Source organism: Rhodococcus sp. JS3073 (assembly GCF_026810085.1).
In the GTDB taxonomy this organism is placed as follows: Bacteria; Actinomycetota; Actinomycetes; order Mycobacteriales; family Mycobacteriaceae; genus Rhodococcus_F; species Rhodococcus_F wratislaviensis.
On record NZ_CP113951.1, the window covers coordinates 1,899,836 to 1,914,713 of the forward strand.

At 67.3% G+C, this 14,878-nt stretch carries 16 protein-coding genes; 6 read left to right on the forward strand and 10 right to left on the reverse strand.

Annotated elements, in window-relative coordinates:
* Together OYT95_RS08905 and OYT95_RS08910 are read right to left on the reverse strand one after the other, a co-directional pair.
* Positions 1–1,062 (reverse strand): ABC transporter permease, encoded by a 1,062-nt coding sequence (locus tag OYT95_RS08905; protein WP_268791208.1) that lies wholly within the window; start codon positions 1,060–1,062, stop codon positions 1–3.
* Positions 1,063–1,073: 11 nt separating this feature from the next.
* Positions 1,074–2,645 (reverse strand): ABC transporter substrate-binding protein, encoded by a 1,572-nt coding sequence (locus OYT95_RS08910; protein WP_268791209.1) that lies wholly within the window; start codon positions 2,643–2,645, stop codon positions 1,074–1,076.
* A 222-nt stretch (positions 2,646–2,867) separates the two neighbouring features.
* On the opposite strand from OYT95_RS08910, the gene OYT95_RS08915 reads away from it, so the two are divergent.
* On the forward strand, positions 2,868–3,602 hold the full coding sequence (locus tag OYT95_RS08915; RefSeq protein ID WP_235214497.1) for a GntR family transcriptional regulator: 735 nt from the start codon (positions 2,868–2,870) through the stop codon (positions 3,600–3,602).
* A 100-nt stretch (positions 3,603–3,702) separates the two neighbouring features.
* Here the strand turns inward: OYT95_RS08915 and OYT95_RS08920 are convergent, their stop codons facing one another.
* Positions 3,703–4,992 (reverse strand): adenylosuccinate synthase, encoded by a 1,290-nt coding sequence (locus tag OYT95_RS08920; RefSeq protein WP_037243621.1) that lies wholly within the window; start codon positions 4,990–4,992, stop codon positions 3,703–3,705.
* Positions 4,993–5,210: 218 nt separating this feature from the next.
* Here OYT95_RS08920 and OYT95_RS08925 point away from each other — a divergent pair, with 218 nt between their 5' ends.
* Both OYT95_RS08925 and OYT95_RS08930 read left to right on the forward strand, forming a co-directional pair.
* A complete protein-coding gene (locus OYT95_RS08925; protein WP_037243619.1) occupies positions 5,211–5,864 on the forward strand; it encodes a hypothetical protein in 654 nt (217 codons plus the stop codon).
* Positions 5,861–6,634, forward strand: a complete 774-nt coding sequence (locus tag OYT95_RS08930; protein ID WP_268791210.1) for a site-2 protease family protein — start codon at positions 5,861–5,863, stop codon at positions 6,632–6,634. Before OYT95_RS08925 ends, OYT95_RS08930 begins: the two co-directional genes overlap by 4 nt.
* A gap of 85 nt (positions 6,635–6,719) precedes the next feature.
* Here the strand turns inward: OYT95_RS08930 and OYT95_RS08935 are convergent, their stop codons facing one another.
* From OYT95_RS08935 to OYT95_RS08955, 5 genes are all read right to left on the reverse strand, one after another.
* Complete coding sequence (locus OYT95_RS08935; protein ID WP_268791211.1) at positions 6,720–7,919, reverse strand: DDE-type integrase/transposase/recombinase; 1,200 nt, start codon at positions 7,917–7,919, stop codon at positions 6,720–6,722.
* Positions 7,920–8,044: 125 nt separating this feature from the next.
* Positions 8,045–8,542: a winged helix-turn-helix transcriptional regulator gene (locus OYT95_RS08940; protein WP_037243615.1), complete on the reverse strand. Its 498-nt coding sequence runs from the start codon at positions 8,540–8,542 to the stop codon at positions 8,045–8,047.
* 41 nt (positions 8,543–8,583) lie between these two features.
* Positions 8,584–8,856 (reverse strand): DUF6510 family protein, encoded by a 273-nt coding sequence (locus OYT95_RS08945; protein ID WP_037243613.1) that lies wholly within the window; start codon positions 8,854–8,856, stop codon positions 8,584–8,586.
* A gap of 19 nt (positions 8,857–8,875) precedes the next feature.
* Positions 8,876–9,643: a ferredoxin reductase gene (locus OYT95_RS08950; protein ID WP_268791212.1), complete on the reverse strand. Its 768-nt coding sequence runs from the start codon at positions 9,641–9,643 to the stop codon at positions 8,876–8,878.
* Positions 9,633–10,232 carry a sulfite oxidase-like oxidoreductase gene (locus OYT95_RS08955; RefSeq protein WP_112299577.1) on the reverse strand — a complete coding sequence of 200 codons (600 nt, stop codon included), beginning with the start codon at positions 10,230–10,232 and terminating at the stop codon, positions 9,633–9,635. The genes OYT95_RS08950 and OYT95_RS08955 overlap by 11 nt, the downstream gene beginning before the upstream one ends.
* Before the next feature lie 106 nt (positions 10,233–10,338).
* Between OYT95_RS08955 and OYT95_RS08960 the strand changes: the two genes are divergently transcribed.
* Positions 10,339–11,745 carry an MFS transporter gene (locus tag OYT95_RS08960; protein WP_268791213.1) on the forward strand — a complete coding sequence of 469 codons (1,407 nt, stop codon included), beginning with the start codon at positions 10,339–10,341 and terminating at the stop codon, positions 11,743–11,745.
* A gap of 30 nt (positions 11,746–11,775) precedes the next feature.
* Positions 11,776–12,945, forward strand: coding sequence for a thiolase family protein (locus tag OYT95_RS08965; protein WP_268791214.1), 1,170 nt, complete (start codon positions 11,776–11,778; stop codon positions 12,943–12,945).
* A gap of 17 nt (positions 12,946–12,962) precedes the next feature.
* Here OYT95_RS08965 and OYT95_RS08970 read toward each other — a convergent pair whose 3' ends face one another.
* Complete coding sequence (locus tag OYT95_RS08970) at positions 12,963–13,919, reverse strand: helix-turn-helix transcriptional regulator (RefSeq protein WP_268791215.1); 957 nt, start codon at positions 13,917–13,919, stop codon at positions 12,963–12,965.
* Between the two features lie 63 nt (positions 13,920–13,982).
* Between OYT95_RS08970 and OYT95_RS08975 the strand changes: the two genes are divergently transcribed.
* The gene (locus OYT95_RS08975) at positions 13,983–14,444 is read left to right on the forward strand and encodes a pyridoxamine 5'-phosphate oxidase family protein (protein ID WP_268791216.1); all 462 of its coding nucleotides are present in this window, start codon (positions 13,983–13,985) and stop codon (positions 14,442–14,444) included.
* A 3-nt stretch (positions 14,445–14,447) separates the two neighbouring features.
* Here the strand turns inward: OYT95_RS08975 and OYT95_RS08980 are convergent, their stop codons facing one another.
* Complete coding sequence (locus tag OYT95_RS08980) at positions 14,448–14,852, reverse strand: hypothetical protein (RefSeq protein ID WP_268791217.1); 405 nt, start codon at positions 14,850–14,852, stop codon at positions 14,448–14,450.
* Positions 14,853–14,878 lie beyond the last annotated feature (26 nt).

Sequence of the window (14,878 nt, forward strand, 5' to 3'; positions counted from 1 at the left end):
TCACTGCACCTTTCCGGGTGTGCGCAGCCGGGGGTCGTGGGCCAGCTGGAGCATGTCCACGATGAAATTCGCGACGACGACGATCACACCGATGACCGTGACGGTGCCGATGACCGCGGTGATGTCCTTGCGACTCACCGCATTGGAGAGGTAGTCACCGACCCCGGACAACCCGAAGACGGATTCCACGAAGATCGCGGAACCGACCAGCATGCCGATCTCGATGCCGATGATGTTCAGAAGCGGTCCGGTCGCGTTGGGAAGTGCGTGCCGGGTCCACAACCTCAGGGTGGGAACACCTTTCGCTCGGGCAACTGTCATGTGATCGCGGCTCCGGACCCGGAGGAGATCGGCACGGAGGGCCCGGAACATCTGTGCTGCGACGGCGACGGAGAGCACGAACGCGGGCAGCATCAGGTGCTGAAACGCATTGCTGAACGCGGCGAAGTCTCCGGCGAGGGCGGCGTCGACGAGTGTCATCCCCGTTCGGTGCGGGACTTCGACGCCCACCGAGATGCGTCCCGAGATCGGCAGGATCTGCAACCAGGAGCCCAGCACCCATTGCAGCATCAGCGCGAGCCAGAAACCGGGCAGCCCGAAGGCGACGATCGCACCGACGCGGCTGACCTTGTCGAATCCTCCTCGTGATCGCGCCGCCGCGACCGTCGCCATCGGGACCGCGAAGGATACCGCGAGCACCATTGCGAGAAGAACCAATTCGAGCGTTCCGGGCAGGCGTGCGAGGACGTCGTCGAGCACGGGCTGACGGGTGGAACTCGAGGTGCCCAGATCGCCGTGGAGCATCCGGCCGAGATAGTCGAAATACTGCACGGCCGCCGGCTTGTCGAGACCCAGCTGACTACGCACCTCTTCCACCTGTTCCGGAGTGGCGCTCTCCCCCGCGGCCACCTGAGCCTCGTCCCCGGGAATCACCTTGGTCATGGCGAAGACGATGGTGGCCAATCCGACCAGGGTGAGGAGCGCTGCGCCCAGTTTGCGGCCGAGAAACGCCGCCGGCGCCGTGACACGGTTTACTGCGCGAGGCAGGTCGAGTGTGGTCATCGGGTACTCCCTCACGCCACGCGAATCGCGGGAACCCAGACTCCGCTGCCCACAACCGCCGGACCGACACCGGTCACCCTGTTGCTGTGAGCGGTGGTCTGCCCCAGGGTGTACATGTTGACGGCCACCGCGTCGTTGCGAATATCCTCTTGAGCCTGCTTGTACAGGTCGCACCGCGCCTCGGCGTCGGAGGTCTCGGCCGCCCGGCCGAGCAACTCGTCCACCGTGGGATTGCTGTATCCGGATTTGTTCGTTCCGACCTGGTCCGACTTGTACGTCTTGACCAGCATCACTCCGGGGTCCGGGTACTGCGCGAAGTCGGTGGCGAGCATCATCTGCGGAATCGAGTCGGGCGACTTCAGAGCCGACAGATAGTCCGCGTACGCGATGGGCTCGAGATCCAGCGTGACACCGATCTGCGCGAGGTTGGACTGCAGCAGCGTCGCTTCGCGTTCCTGCTCCTTGAAGACGGGCTGAAACTTCATGGTGAGGGTCAGATCGGACATCCCGGCGTCGGAGAGCAACTTCTTCGCCCGATCGAGATCCTGCCCGTAGGCGGGCATCTCCGGCCGGCACGAGAACTGTCCGGGCAGCGGGCCGGTGGCGATGCTGCCGTTGCCACCCCGAATCGTCTCGAGGCCACCGGTGTAGTCGTACGCCATCTGGACGGCCTGCCGTACGGCCTTGTTCGCCGTCGGCCCGTTCATCACGTTGAAGAAGATGTTCGCCTGCAGGTTGACCGGCTGACTCTGCACCGTCACACCGGAGAAGCCGTTCAGCGCCTCGGCGTCGGCGTTGGTGAGCCCGAACGACACATCGATGTTGCCGGCCTTCAGTTCCGCACTCTGCGTGGCGCTCTCGTCGATTCGCCGATAGACGAGCGCGGCCGGACGCCCCTCGCCGCCCGCCCAGTAGTCGTCGAACCGTGTCAGCGTGTACGTGTCGGCGCCGCCCGGGCCTGCCAGCACGTAGGGCCCGGACCCGGCATCGTGGCCCGCGAGGTACGCCTGCCCCCGGTCGGTCCCCTCGTTGGCTTTCACCAGGGCCGAGTTGAGGATGTAGATCTTTGAGAGAGCGCCCAGGAACAGCGAGTTCGGTTCCGTCAGTTCGATCGTCAGGCTCTGCGGGCCGGTGACCGTGGTACCCAGGTATCCGGTCATCTGGCCGGCAATGCCCTGGCCCAGTGCCGCCGTCCGATCGAGCGTGTACCGGACGTCCTCGGCGGTGACTGGGGCACCGTCGTGGAAGGTCGCCGCGCGCAAGGTCATCTGGATCGATCGCGCATCCGGGGACGGGGCGAACTCGGACGCCAGCTGACCGACGATCTCGTTGTCGGCGTCGTAGGTGACCAGAGTGTCGTACAACGCCTGGTCGACGAAGTTCGTCTGAGCGTAGTCGGCGCGGATGGGGTCGAGTGTGGCGATCTGATTCTGGTAGGCCAGGACGACGGGCCGGTCGCCCGGTCCCCCGCCGGCGTCGGTCCTGGCCGCGCTGGTGCACGCCACCAGGGAGGAGGTGACCGCCAGGCCGATCAGCGCGTACCCGAAACCCTTGCGAGCAAGCTTTATTCGTTCAGTGAACACGGGATTCCTTCCGAATGGAGAGGGTAGTTCCGAAGCTTTCGACGAAGTGAGCGGCGACCGAATTGCGCCACACTGCGCTGCCGGGCCGGATGTATATGGTCTACCAAGTGCGGAACCCGAGCGCCAAGCGTGGAGCGTTACATTCGGGTTAATCCCTCTGACCAGCACCATCGTGAAACGCGTCCAGTGGTCGACTTCAACTTGGTATGCCATGATCGGTTCATGACGGTGAACCTGAACGGCGAGAGCGGGGTCGCGGAATCCACGACGCCGACTCTGGGCACGGGCGTGGCCGGCGGACTGTCGGACGTGCCGCTCCCGAAGCAGATCTATTCGGTGATTCGCGAGCGCATCATCTCGGGCGCCTACCCACCCGGCAGTCGCCTGCGGGAGCGCGAATTGTCGCAGGAGTTCGACGTCTCGAGGGTCCCGCTCCGCGAAGCGTTGCCGCAGTTGGAATGGGACGGATTCATTCAGATCCTGCCCCGGCGGGGCGCGGTCGTGACTCAGCTGTCACTACGTGACATCGAGGAACTGTTCGACGTGCGGTTGGCGTTGGAACCGTACGCGGCACGATGCGCGGCCGAGAACGTCGCTCGGGGTGCATCCATGGAGGAACTGCTGTCGACGATGGCGCGCACCGAGGAATTGATCGGAAACGACGAACCGCTCCTGATCCCGGCGGTCAACGCGCGGTTCCACATGGACGTCGTCGAACTGTCCGGCAACAAGCTACTCGTGTCGGTGATGAATTCGCTGATGGGCCGGGTCCACTGGTTGTTCCGGCTGACGTGGCACCACAATCCCGCCGTGTCGTGTGCAGCGCATCGGGAACTCGTCGAAGCGATCCGCAGCGGAAACGGGAGACTGGCGGAAGCCAGCGCGTTCGCTCACATAGAGCACGGGCGCAAGCCGACGTTGGAGCGCCTCGCGGCGTCCCTGCCGGCAACCCTGTAGGTCACAGCGCCACCTACCCGTCGCCCGATGTCACATCGGTTCGATCTGACAGAACCGCGGTGACATCGGGCGACGGTAAGTGAAACGAAGAGTGAGCGGACTACCGCACCACGTCGCGGCGGACGATGGTCTCGTCGCGGCCGGGGCCGACGCCGATGCAGGAGATGTACGCACCCGACAGTTCCTCGAGGCGCAGGACGTAGTTCTGCGCGTTCTTCGGGAGCTCCTCGAACGTCCGGGCGTGGGAGATGTCTTCCCACCAGCCGGGCATTTCCTCGTAGATCGGCTTCGCGTGATGAACGTCGGTCTGCGACATGGGCATCTCGTCGTACCGCACGCCGTCGACGTCGTAGCCGACGCAGATCGGGATGGTGTCGAGGCTGCTGAGCACGTCGAGCTTGGTGAGGAAGTAGTCGGTGATGCCGTTGACACGCGTTGCGTAGCGGGCGATCACGGCGTCGAACCAGCCGGTGCGACGGGCACGGCCGGTGGTGACACCCACCTCGCCGCCGGTCTTGGCGAGGTATTCGCCGTTCTGGTCGAAGAGTTCGGTCGGGAACGGACCCGAGCCGACGCGGGTGGTGTACGCCTTGAGGATGCCCAGCACCGTCGTGATCTTGGTGGGTCCGATGCCCGAACCGACCGCTGCGCCACCGGACGTCGGGTTGGACGACGTCACGTACGGGTAGGTGCCGTGGTCGACGTCGAGGAGCGTGCCCTGCGAACCCTCCAGCAGCACCGTCTCGCCGCGCTCGAGTGCCTCGTTGAGCTGCAGACGCGTGTCCGCGATGCGGTGCTTGAAACCGTCGGCCTGCTCGAGCACCTCGTCGACGACCTGCTGCGGGTCGAGGGCCTTGCGGTTGTAGATCTTGACGAGCACCTGGTTCTTGAACTCGAGTGCCGCCTCGACCTTCTGGGTGAGGATCTTCTCGTCCAGCACGTCCTGCACCCGGACGCCGACACGCGCGAGTTTGTCCTGGTAGCAGGGCCCGATGCCGCGGCCGGTGGTGCCGATCTTCTTGGCCCCGAGGAAGCGTTCGGTCACCTTGTCGATGGCAACGTGGTACGGCATGATCAGGTGCGCATCGGCCGAGAGCAGCAGGCGGCTGGTGTCCACGCCCCGCTCCTCGAGTCCGGCGAGTTCGGTGAGCAGCACTCCCGGGTCCACCACGACACCGTTGCCGATGACGTTCGTGACGCCCGGAGTGAGGATTCCGGACGGGATCAGATGCAGAGCGAACTTGTCGCCGTTGGGAAGAACCACTGTGTGTCCGGCGTTGTTACCGCCCTGGTAGCGCACCACCCACTGCAGGCGTCCGCCCAGTAGATCGGTAGCTTTGCCCTTGCCCTCGTCGCCCCACTGGGCGCCGATCAGGACGATTGCCGGCATGACGTTGTCTCCTACGGTCGACGTACAGTCGTATCCGACTGCGTGGTCCTGCCGTTCGTAGGCAGTGGCCGGGGGAACAGTCTAGCCGAGGGCACGGAGAACAGACCCCACAGTACGGCTGGGGAGGCCATGTCGGGCGTGCCACTAGGATGATCCGAAAGGGAAGCTGCGGAAATCGCGGCGGGACATCCGGGCGAGGAGTGGCGTTGACCCCCGTAGTGCTCATATGCGGCGACGTGCCGCTTCCCCTACCTCTGGGCTCCATTTCGACCTCCAGCGCACCCGCCGTCCCGGACAAGGACGACTTCGACGAGGTCTTCTCCAAACTTCAGGTGGTCGTGGATCCGCGGCTGATCGTGGTGGGCAGTGACGCCGCCTTCGCGGCCACCCTCACCCGGTTGATGCGCACCGAACGCCTGCACATCGAGCTCGCGTACGTCGCGGAGCATCGTTCGGAGGCGACGGACGCCTACCACCTGTCCTCCGGCGCCCGCGGCGCCCGCACCGCGCTGAAGGGAACGGCCAAACCGGTCCCGCTCATCCGCGACGACGCGGGGATCGCGCTCGTCGGGTGCGCCACCGTCACGGGCCCGGACGGGGGCCCCCTCGTCGGCGAGGCCTACGTCGACGACACCCGGCTGTTCTCGGGGACGACGACGAGCATGAACGTCACCCCGACCCCCCGGATGCCCGGTCTGCGGGCGTCGGTCGAACCTCGCCGGCGCTGGCTGCCCCGCCGCTGGGTCGAGGGTCGCGCCGTGCAGCTCGGGTCGCCCGCCGCGGCGCTCGACCGCGACGGTGTGCCGAACCCGCGCGAGGTCAAGCGTTCGACGTTCTACCGCCACGACCAAGAGTGGTTGCTGGTCCGATGAGCCTGCCCCGGGCGCGGACCACCGCGGTCCGTCCCAGTCCGGTGTTCCTCCTGGTCGTCGCCGTCGCAGTCGCCGGCGGTGTTCTCGCGTGGCGTGCCGAACCGGCGTCGGTGCTCGGCCACGTCGGGGTGTTCCTGCTGGTGGTCGCGGGATGGGTGGTGACGCTCTGCCTGCACGAGTTCGCGCACGCGTTCACGGCATGGCGGCACGGCGACACCGACGTCGAGGTGCGCGGCTACCTCACGCTCAACCCGGTGAAGTACAGCCACCCGCTGCTGTCGATCGGTCTGCCGGTGCTGTTCATCGCGCTCGGCGGGATCGGGTTGCCCGGCGGCGCCGTGTACCTGCGCACCGGGCTGTTCTCGCCGAAGGTGCAGGCACGGGTGTCGCTCGCCGGACCCGCGGTGAATCTGGTGTCCGCGATCGTCCTCCTCGTGGTGATCCGCTGGTTCGGGCTGGGCGGCGACCACCTGGTGTTCTGGACGGGACTGAGCTTTCTCGCGTTCCTGCAGGTGATGGCCACCGTGCTCAATCTCCTGCCGGTTCCCGGGCTCGACGGCTATGCCGCGCTCGAGCCGTTCCTGTCGCCCCGCACCCGCAGGTCCGTCGACCAGTTCAAGCCGTACGGGCTGCTGATCCTCGTGGCGCTGCTGTTCGTGCCGTCGATCAACGTGGTGTTCTTCGACGTCATCTACCGGCTGTTCGAACTGTCCGGTGTGCCGGAGATCTACGCCCAGTACGGCAACCGTCTGATGCGCTTCTGGCTTTGACCCGTGAGTACTTGTCAACCGCGGGCGGTTTGTGCTGTCTACGTAGATGTGAGACACGGGTGTCTACGTAGATGTGAGACAGATTTTAGGCGGGGCGGAGTTTGCCTTGGTAGCGCTTGGTGTGGTCGAGGTGTAGGTGGCCGATCACGTCGCCGTCGGTGGTGTAGGCGGTGACGTGGTCGTCGTCGCGCAGCAGGGTGACGGTCTGTCCGGCCATCTTTCGGCCGACGCTCAGGCGGGCGCGGGAGTCGACGCACACGGTGCCGGTGGAGGAGACGACGAGGGCGTGCACGGTGGCGTCGTGTTGGATCGGAAGGTGCTGTGGCCCACCGTGGATCGCCGCATTCCGCCAGGCCTGCAGCGGTGGCATCTTGACGGCGCTGTGCGGGCGTTCGGTGTTGTAGAACCGCTGGTAGGTCTCGCACAGTTGCTGCAGTTCGGCGGTGGTGGCCGCGGTGGTGGGCCGTGCGGCCAACCATTGCTTGAAGGTGCGGTGGTGGCGTTCGACCTTCCCGCAGGTCTGCGGGTGATACGGGGTGGAGTGGATCAGCCGGGCCCCGGCCTGCTCCACGACCCGGGTGAAGCCGGAGATGCCGCCCTTGGTGCGGCGGGAGGTGAACGCGCTGCCGTTGTCGGCGAGCACCAACGCCGGGATCCCGAAGCCGGTGAACGCGGCGGTGATCGCCGCGATCGCCCCGGCGGCGGTCTCGGCGTCCGCGACCCGGGTGGCGACCAGGGTGCGGGTGCAGTCGTCGAGGACCTCGAAGACGACGACCTTCTCGCCGGTGGCCAACCGGACCTGGGTGGCGTCGATCTGGTAGCAGTCGCGGGGGTTGCGGTAGCAGAACCGGCGGTACGACGATTCCGGGCGTTTCTTCGGTTCCGGGATCACCAGGTCGTAGCGGGAGAGGATCGTGTTGATCGTGGCCCGGGACGGGATGGTCCAGCCCTCGGCGGCCCAGTGGTGTTTGTCGGCGACGGCCTGCAGGTGGTAGGCGATGGTGTCGGCGCCGCGCTCGTGGTGGGGCAGGTTCAGGCGGAGCCGCACGATTTCGATCTCGACCGGTAGTGGGGTGGCGTGTGGGCAGGAGGTGGGCCGGCGGGACCGGGTGGTCCACCGGCCCTCCTCCTCGATCCGTTTCTTGTGTCGGTAGGCGGTGGCGCGGGAGATCCCGTGGTCGGCGCACCAGCGGGCGAAGTTCCCGTCGAACATGTCGGCGCCGGTGGCGTGGGCGAGCACCAGCAGGGCGTGTAGCAGGTCCATGACGGCATCCGTTCCGGTCATGAACCAAGTTCACGACCAGTCAGGTGCCTCACACCTCGTCGACGGCAGCGTGTCTCACATCTGGGTAGACATCATCTGTCTCACATGTCCCCAGACTCAACAAACCGCGGGCGGTTGACAAGTACTCACGGGCGGGACGCATCCTCTTCGGTGAAGTTGGGGGTCAGCCGCAGTTCCGCCAACGGCACCTCCCGGTCGGGACTGCGGACCTCGACGCGCACGGGTTCGCCGGTCGCGTCGTCCGCCAGTCCGATCGGCGGCCCGTACTTGCCCTGGAGGTACTTGTCGCCCCACTGCATCAGCGCGAGCACAGCGGGCAGCAGGTCGCGCCCCTTCTCGGTGAGCACGTATTCGTAGCGGGTGCGCTGCCCGGGCTCCTTGTAGGGTTGCCGCTCGAACAGGCCCTCGGCGGTCAGTTCACGCAGCCGGGATGCCGCGACCGCCTCGGTGATGCCGACCCGTTTCGCGAAGTCGTCGAATCGCGTGGTGCCGTAGTAGGCCTCGCGCAGGATCAGGACGGCCGAACGCGTGCCGATGACGTCCATCGCCTTGCCGATGGAGCAGTGTGTCGCCCGCCAGGTGTCGCGATCTGCGAGAAAGCCGTCCAACCGTGCCGCGTCCATGCACCTCAGCATAGCTGACTTGCAGACTCCATAGTCAGCGGTCACAGCCTCCAGGACAGATGCGAAAGCCCGCTGGCGTCGAGTTCGAGCCCGCGCGGAGTCGACACCAGCCGCAGCAGCACCTCCTGACATCCCGGGCACCGCACGACGACACCGGGCGCACGCGTGTAGACGTGCACGGCCGCCATCGGTCCGTCGAGACCGCAGAACCGGCACTGCCCGGTCGCCGCGGTGAGGTCGTGAACGAAGATCTCCGCGAACGGCCCGCCGAGAACGTTCCCGTCCTCGAAGTCGTTGCCCTGCAACGTACTCATCGACAATTCCTTCCTCCGGTCACGGCCCCGAGGGACCGAACCGCTCGGTCTTGATGTCGTCCGGCGAGTGCCCGAGCGAGAGCAGCAGGCGAGCCGCCTCCTCGACGAATCCGGTGGGCCCGCACACGAAGCAGCGCGGCGCGAAGTCCGCCGGCCATCCCCACGCCGCGAGATCGGCGGCACTGATCCGCCCCGCCGGGCGCCGCGGCGAGTCCTCGCGGGTGTGGAGAACGACCGTTTCGACTCCCCCGTCGCCGCTCCCGGGCCTGTTCAGCTCGTCCGCGAACAATTCGTCGGCCCGCGTCCGGAGGGAGTACACGAGCCGGAACGGCGTGCGGTCGTGCCGGAACCGCCGCTCGCGAATCATCGACATCAACGGCACGACGCCCGATCCACCCGCGACGAGAAGCACCGGCGCGCCGCCACCCTCGCGCGGCGACCACACGAACCAGCCGCCGATCGGTCCGCGCACCTCGATCAGATTGCCCGCGGCGAAAATATCGGTCAGATACGGAGACACCTCACCATCCGCCACCCGCTGGACGACCAACTGCAGTCGCCACCCACCCGGTGAACGTTCGGCCGGCGACGCCAGCGAGTAGCTCCGTTCGGTGGTGTACCCGTCGGGGCCGGTCAGGCGGAGATCGACGTGCTGCCCGGCGCGGTGCCCCGGCCAGTCCGGAACCTCGAGGACCAGGGCCCGCGCACTCGCCGTCTCGGGCCACGACTCGACGAGTTCCGCCACTCGCCAGCTGAGCACGGCGCGGCCCAACAGCTCACTGGTCACCCTGGTACCTCTGCTCCCGCCACGGGTCGCCGCGATCGTGGTAGCCGAGTTGTTCCCAGAATCCCGGGACGTCCTGGGTGACGAGCTGAATCGACCGAACCCATTTCGCGGACTTCCACAGGTAGAGATGGGGCACGAGCAGACGGGCCGGACCCCCGTGCACCGGCGCGAGCGGCGCGCCCTCGTAGGTGTGCGCGATCCACGCCTTGCCACCGAGGATGTCGGCGACGGGGAGGTTCGTGGTGTAACCGCCGTCGCATCCGACGAGGACGAATCCTGCGGACGTCTCGACGTCCGCGAACAGGGTGTCGAGGGAGACGCCCTTCCACGAGGTTCCGAACTTCGACCATCGCGTGACGCAGTGAAGGTCGACCGTCGGCCGCTCCTGCGGGAGCTTCATGAATTCGGCCCACGACCACTCGTGGCGCCGGCCGGTCTCGTCGGTCACGGTCAGCGTCCACGTGTCGGTCGGGACGCGGGGCGTCGGTCCCGCCGAGAGGACCGGGAAGTCCCCGACCTCGTACTGCCCGGGCGGAAGAGAATGCTCGCTGCGAGGCCTGCCGTGGAAGCCGGGGGTCAGAACAGCCATGCCTCACGTTAGGACTGCCACGGGATCTCTGCAGCGCAAACCGTCGATCCGAGGCGTCCGTCACACCTGACTTGCCATAGCCATAGTCAGGTGTACATTGCTGACTATGGCCCTCAATAGTCAGGTGCGTGAGAAAGTACGGCTCGGCCCACTCCTCACCGTCCTCTCCGGCGCGTCGTTCGTCGCCAGCCTCGATCTGTTCGTCGTCAACGTCGCGTTCGGCGACATCGCGGCGAGCTACCCCGGCTACGGCCTCGGCGACCTCAGCTGGGTGCTGGGCGGCTACGCGATCGTGTTCGCCGCACTCCTGGTTCCGCTCGGACGCTGGGCCGACCGCGTCGGCCGCCGGCGCGGATTCCTTCTCGGGCTGGCGCTGTTCACGGCGGCCAGCGCGGCGTGCGCGCTGAGCCCCTCACTGTGGCTGCTCGTCGCCTTCCGACTTCTCCAGGCCGTCGGTGCGGCCGCATTGACCCCCGCCGGCCTAGGACTGCTGATCAGCACGGTCCCCGAGGCCAAGCGTGCGGGCGCGGTCCGGATCTGGGCCGCGTCGGGCGCCGCGGCCGCGGCCTTCGGACCCGTGGTGGGTGGTCTGCTCGTCGAGGCGTCGTGGCGCTGGGCCTTCCTGATCAACGTCCCCATCGGTATCGCCTTCCTGATCGCCACCGTCCGGTTGGTCCCCGACTTCCGTCCGACCGCCCGCGACACCGACCTCGACCTGTTCGGCGCTGTCCTGCTGACCGTCGGCATCGGCGCCCTCGCACTCGGGCTGGTCCAGGGGCCCGACTGGGGATGGGGGGACCCCCGAATCGCGATCGCGTTCACCGTGGCTGCCGCGTCCGTCGCACTGTTCTGGTGGAGCAACAGCCGGCAGCGCGAGCCCCTCATCGAACCCGCCATGCTGAAGGTGCGCACGTTCGCCTGGTCGAACGTGACCGCCCTCGCGTTCAGTGCTGCCTTCGCGGCCGGCCTGCTCGCGAACATCCTGTGGTTGCAGCAGGTGTGGGGGTACTCCGCGCTGCTGACGGGTCTCGCTATCGCGCCGGGCCCGTTGATGGTGCCGGTGTTCGCCATCGTCGGCCAGTTCCTGTCCCGCAGATTCTCGGCCGGAGCGCTCACCGCGGCGGGCAGCGCCCTCTGGGCGGCCGGCGCCGTACTCGTTCTCTCGTCCGTCGGGATGGAACCGCAGTACGCGTCGGAACTGCTGCCCGGCTGGATGATCGCCGGTGTCGGGGTCGGACTGGCGTTGCCGACGATTCTGTCGTCCGCCACCGCCGGACTACCGCAGTCGCGCGCGGCCACCGGTAGCGCCGTCGTCACCATGAGCCGTCAGATCGGAACCGTGCTGGGTGTGAGCATGCTGGTCGCCCTCCTCGGTACGACCGCCGGTTACGAAGACACCCACTCCGCATTCCAACTCGCCTGGTCGGCGGTGGCCGTGATGGCCGTCGTCGCCGCACTCGCCGCCTCAGGGATGAACCCACCCCGTGAGTACTTGTCAACCGCCCGCGGTTGACAAGTACTCACAGCACCGAAAGGAACCGTCATGAGAGACGCCGTTATCGTCGAGGCCGTCCGCACGCCGATCGGCAAGGGCAAGCCTTCGGGCGCCCTGCACGGAGTGCACCCGGTCGACCTCCTCGCCCACAGCCTGTCGGCCCTCGTCGAGCGCACGGGAATCGATCCCGCACTGATCGACGACGTCATCGGCGGCACCGTCACCCAGGTCGGTGACCAGAGCCAGAACATCACCCGCAGTGCACTTCTGGCCGCCGGATTTCCCGAATCCGTGCCCGGCACGACCGTCGACCGGCAGTGCGGCAGCAGCCAGCAGGCCGTTCACTTCGCCGCGCAGGGCGTGATGTCCGGCGCCTACGACATCGTCGTCGCCGCCGGTGTCGAATCGATGGGCCGAGTTCCGATGGGGTCCAGCAGCATCGGACGCGAATCGATGGGCGTGGGCTTCGAGCGCCGCTACCCCGACGGTCTGGTCCCGCAGGGCATCAGCGCCGAACTCATCGCCGCCCGGTGGGGACTGTCGCGCACCCAGCTGGACGAGTTCGCCCTGCGCAGCCACCAGAAGGCCGCGGCGGCAACGAGTGCCGGGAACTTCGCGAAGGAACTCGCCGTCCTGCCGGAGCTGACCGTCGACGAGGCCATCCGGCCGGACACGACACTGGAAACTCTCGCCGGCCTGCGACCCGCCTTCCGCAGCGACTTCTACGGGGAGCGATTCCCACAGATCGACTGGTCGATCACCGCGGGCAACAGCAGTCCCCTGTCGGACGGAAGTGCGGCGCTCATGATCACCACGAGTGAGATCGCGGGACGTCTGGGACTGCGGCCCCTGGCCCGGCTCCACAGCTTCTCCGTCGTCGGCGACGACCCGCTGATGATGCTCACCGCCGTCATTCCCGCGACACGCAAGGTACTGCAGCGCAGCGGGCTCGACATCTCCGACATCGACCTGTTCGAGGTCAACGAGGCCTTCGCGCCGGTGGTCCTGGCCTGGGCCGCAGACACGGGAGCCGACCTGGACCGCGTCAACGTGCACGGCGGTGCGATCGCGCTCGGGCATCCGCTGGGGGCCAGCGGCGCCCGGATCATGACCACGCTGGTGAACGCGATGGAGCAGCGCGGGGCCCGGTTCGGACTGCAGACCATGTGCGAGGCAGGCGGACTCGCCAATGCCACGGTGCTCGAACGACTCGGGTGACGCGGCAGTAGTCCGCCTCAGCCGTTCCGGCGGGCGATCGCGTCTCCCACCGCACGCAGCGATTCGCGCAGCGAGTGCGGCTGGAGCACTTCGACTCCCCCGCCGAGAACGGTCAACTGGTCGAGTGCCACGTCCTCGGCCTCGAGCAACAGGTCGACGGTTACCCAGCCCTCGTCGTCGGGCGGTCCGGGTTCGACGCGTGCGGCCTCCACACCGACCACCTGGGGCAGCCGGCGCCACGACGCGGGCGAGAGCCGCACCCGGCACCGGAATCGCAGGAGCGCACGATCGAATTCGGCCACCGACGCCGTCCACCACGCACCCAGATCGAAGTCATCCGGCCGCACCGCCGGTTGCCTCAGCACGGTCGCGCCGCTGATCCGCGACACCCGGTACGACAGCGTCCGTCCGCGATGCTGCGCAACGAGATACCAGACACCGGCCTTCGCCACCAACCCCAGAGGGTCGAGAGTTCGTGCCGCGGAACGGCTCCCCTTGCGGTAGCGGATGCCGAGGCGCCGACCCTCGAGCACCGCCGACGCCACCACCGGGAGATCACCGGTGTCGCGCGGCCCGGCGAACCAACCGGGGGCGTCGACGTAGAGCCGGTCCCGCCACAGCTGAGCCCCGGCGCGCAGCGGGACCGGCAACGCCCCCAACAGCTTCGACTGCGCCGCAGCGGTGACGTCGCGAAGTCCGAGATCGTCGGCGATCGACGGGACGCCGAGCAACATCAACGCGGACGTCTCCGCCCCCGTCATGCCGCCGAGTTTCGACTGCCAGCCGTCGAGCAACCGGATTCCGCCACCGGGTCCGCTCTCCGTCCACAACGGCACGCCTGCCGCCGACAACGCCGTGACGTCGCGATACACGGTGCGGACCGAGACCCCGAGTTCGTCCGCGAGTTGCTGCGCGGTGGCCCCGCGGCTGCCTTCCAGACGAAGCATCACCTCGACGAGCCGACTCGAACGCATGCTCCGATTCTAGTGAGAATCCCTGACAGGAGATGTCAGGGATAGGAGAGCACACTGGTTGGCATGACCAATTGGACACAGTTCGAGTCCGACGCACCCGACCTCGCCAAGGCTGTCGCCGCACGCTTCGAGGCGCACAAGCACCACGTGCTGGCGACGCTCCGCAAGGACGGTTCCCCGAGGGTGAGCGGCACCGAGGTCGAGTTCTACGAGGGCGCGTTACTGCTCGGTTCGATGGTCGGCGCACGCAAAGTGCGCGACCTCCAACGTGATCCGCGATTCTCTCTCCACAGCAACCCCGGTCACCACACGATGGAGGGCGGCGACGCCAAGATCAGCGGCCGCGCAGAGGAGATCCTCGGGGAGCGGAAACTGCAGATCCTCGAGCACTACCCCGACGAGATCCCCGAGGCGGACGTCTTCGAACTCGGTCTCGACGAGGTAGTGCTCACCACCCTCGACGGCGACCATCTGTATGTCGATCTGTGGCGACCGGGTGCGGGCGTCACCCGGTTCACCAAGTGACGGTCACTGCGTGACGGCGAATCCGAAGCCGAGGGTGCACGCTGCCTGCGGTCCGGGCCCGTCGGGGTCGTAGGTTCCGCCGGGGATCAGGTGCCCGGTGAAGCCTGGCAGTTCTCGTTCGACACCTTCACCGTTCGTCAGCGGTCCGGACGTGCCGATCGTCGGTGCCTGGCCGCCGATGTTGAGGTACGTCACCTGAGCGTCGGTCGTGGCGTTCCCCGGCCCCTCGAACTCCCACTCGACCTGGTTGCCTTCCTTTTCGACATCGAGCGTCGCGGCGGGCTTACAGTTCGCCAGCGGGTCGGGCATGAACGGCGCAGCCGAGACGGCGGCCGGTGCTGCGAAGAGGGCGGCCGCACCGAATGTGGCGACGGCGACGGGTCGTGCGAACGCTGCGAGAGTGGACATGGTGTTCCCTTCCGTGAGTCGTCCCA

What these genes read in the sequence shown, in the direction of transcription:
- OYT95_RS08915 (WP_235214497.1), top strand. Translation starts at nt 2,868, where the DNA reads ATGACGGTGAACCTGAACGGCGAGAGCGGGGTCGCGGAATCCACGACG.
- OYT95_RS08945 (WP_037243613.1), bottom strand. Translation starts at nt 8,856, where the DNA reads ATGAGTACGTTGCAGGGCAACGACTTCGAGGACGGGAACGTTCTCGGC.
- OYT95_RS08970 (WP_268791215.1), bottom strand. Translation starts at nt 13,919, where the DNA reads ATGCGTTCGAGTCGGCTCGTCGAGGTGATGCTTCGTCTGGAAGGCAGC.
- OYT95_RS08920 (WP_037243621.1), bottom strand. Translation starts at nt 4,992, where the DNA reads ATGCCGGCAATCGTCCTGATCGGCGCCCAGTGGGGCGACGAGGGCAAG.
- OYT95_RS08905 (WP_268791208.1), bottom strand. Translation starts at nt 1,062, where the DNA reads ATGACCACACTCGACCTGCCTCGCGCAGTAAACCGTGTCACGGCGCCG.
- OYT95_RS08980 (WP_268791217.1), bottom strand. Translation starts at nt 14,852, where the DNA reads ATGTCCACTCTCGCAGCGTTCGCACGACCCGTCGCCGTCGCCACATTC.
- OYT95_RS08955 (WP_112299577.1), bottom strand. Translation starts at nt 10,232, where the DNA reads ATGGCTGTTCTGACCCCCGGCTTCCACGGCAGGCCTCGCAGCGAGCAT.
- OYT95_RS08960 (WP_268791213.1), top strand. Translation starts at nt 10,339, where the DNA reads ATGGCCCTCAATAGTCAGGTGCGTGAGAAAGTACGGCTCGGCCCACTC.
- OYT95_RS08930 (WP_268791210.1), top strand. Translation starts at nt 5,861, where the DNA reads ATGAGCCTGCCCCGGGCGCGGACCACCGCGGTCCGTCCCAGTCCGGTG.
- OYT95_RS08975 (WP_268791216.1), top strand. Translation starts at nt 13,983, where the DNA reads ATGACCAATTGGACACAGTTCGAGTCCGACGCACCCGACCTCGCCAAG.
- OYT95_RS08965 (WP_268791214.1), top strand. Translation starts at nt 11,776, where the DNA reads ATGAGAGACGCCGTTATCGTCGAGGCCGTCCGCACGCCGATCGGCAAG.
- OYT95_RS08940 (WP_037243615.1), bottom strand. Translation starts at nt 8,542, where the DNA reads ATGGACGCGGCACGGTTGGACGGCTTTCTCGCAGATCGCGACACCTGG.
- OYT95_RS08935 (WP_268791211.1), bottom strand. Translation starts at nt 7,919, where the DNA reads ATGACCGGAACGGATGCCGTCATGGACCTGCTACACGCCCTGCTGGTG.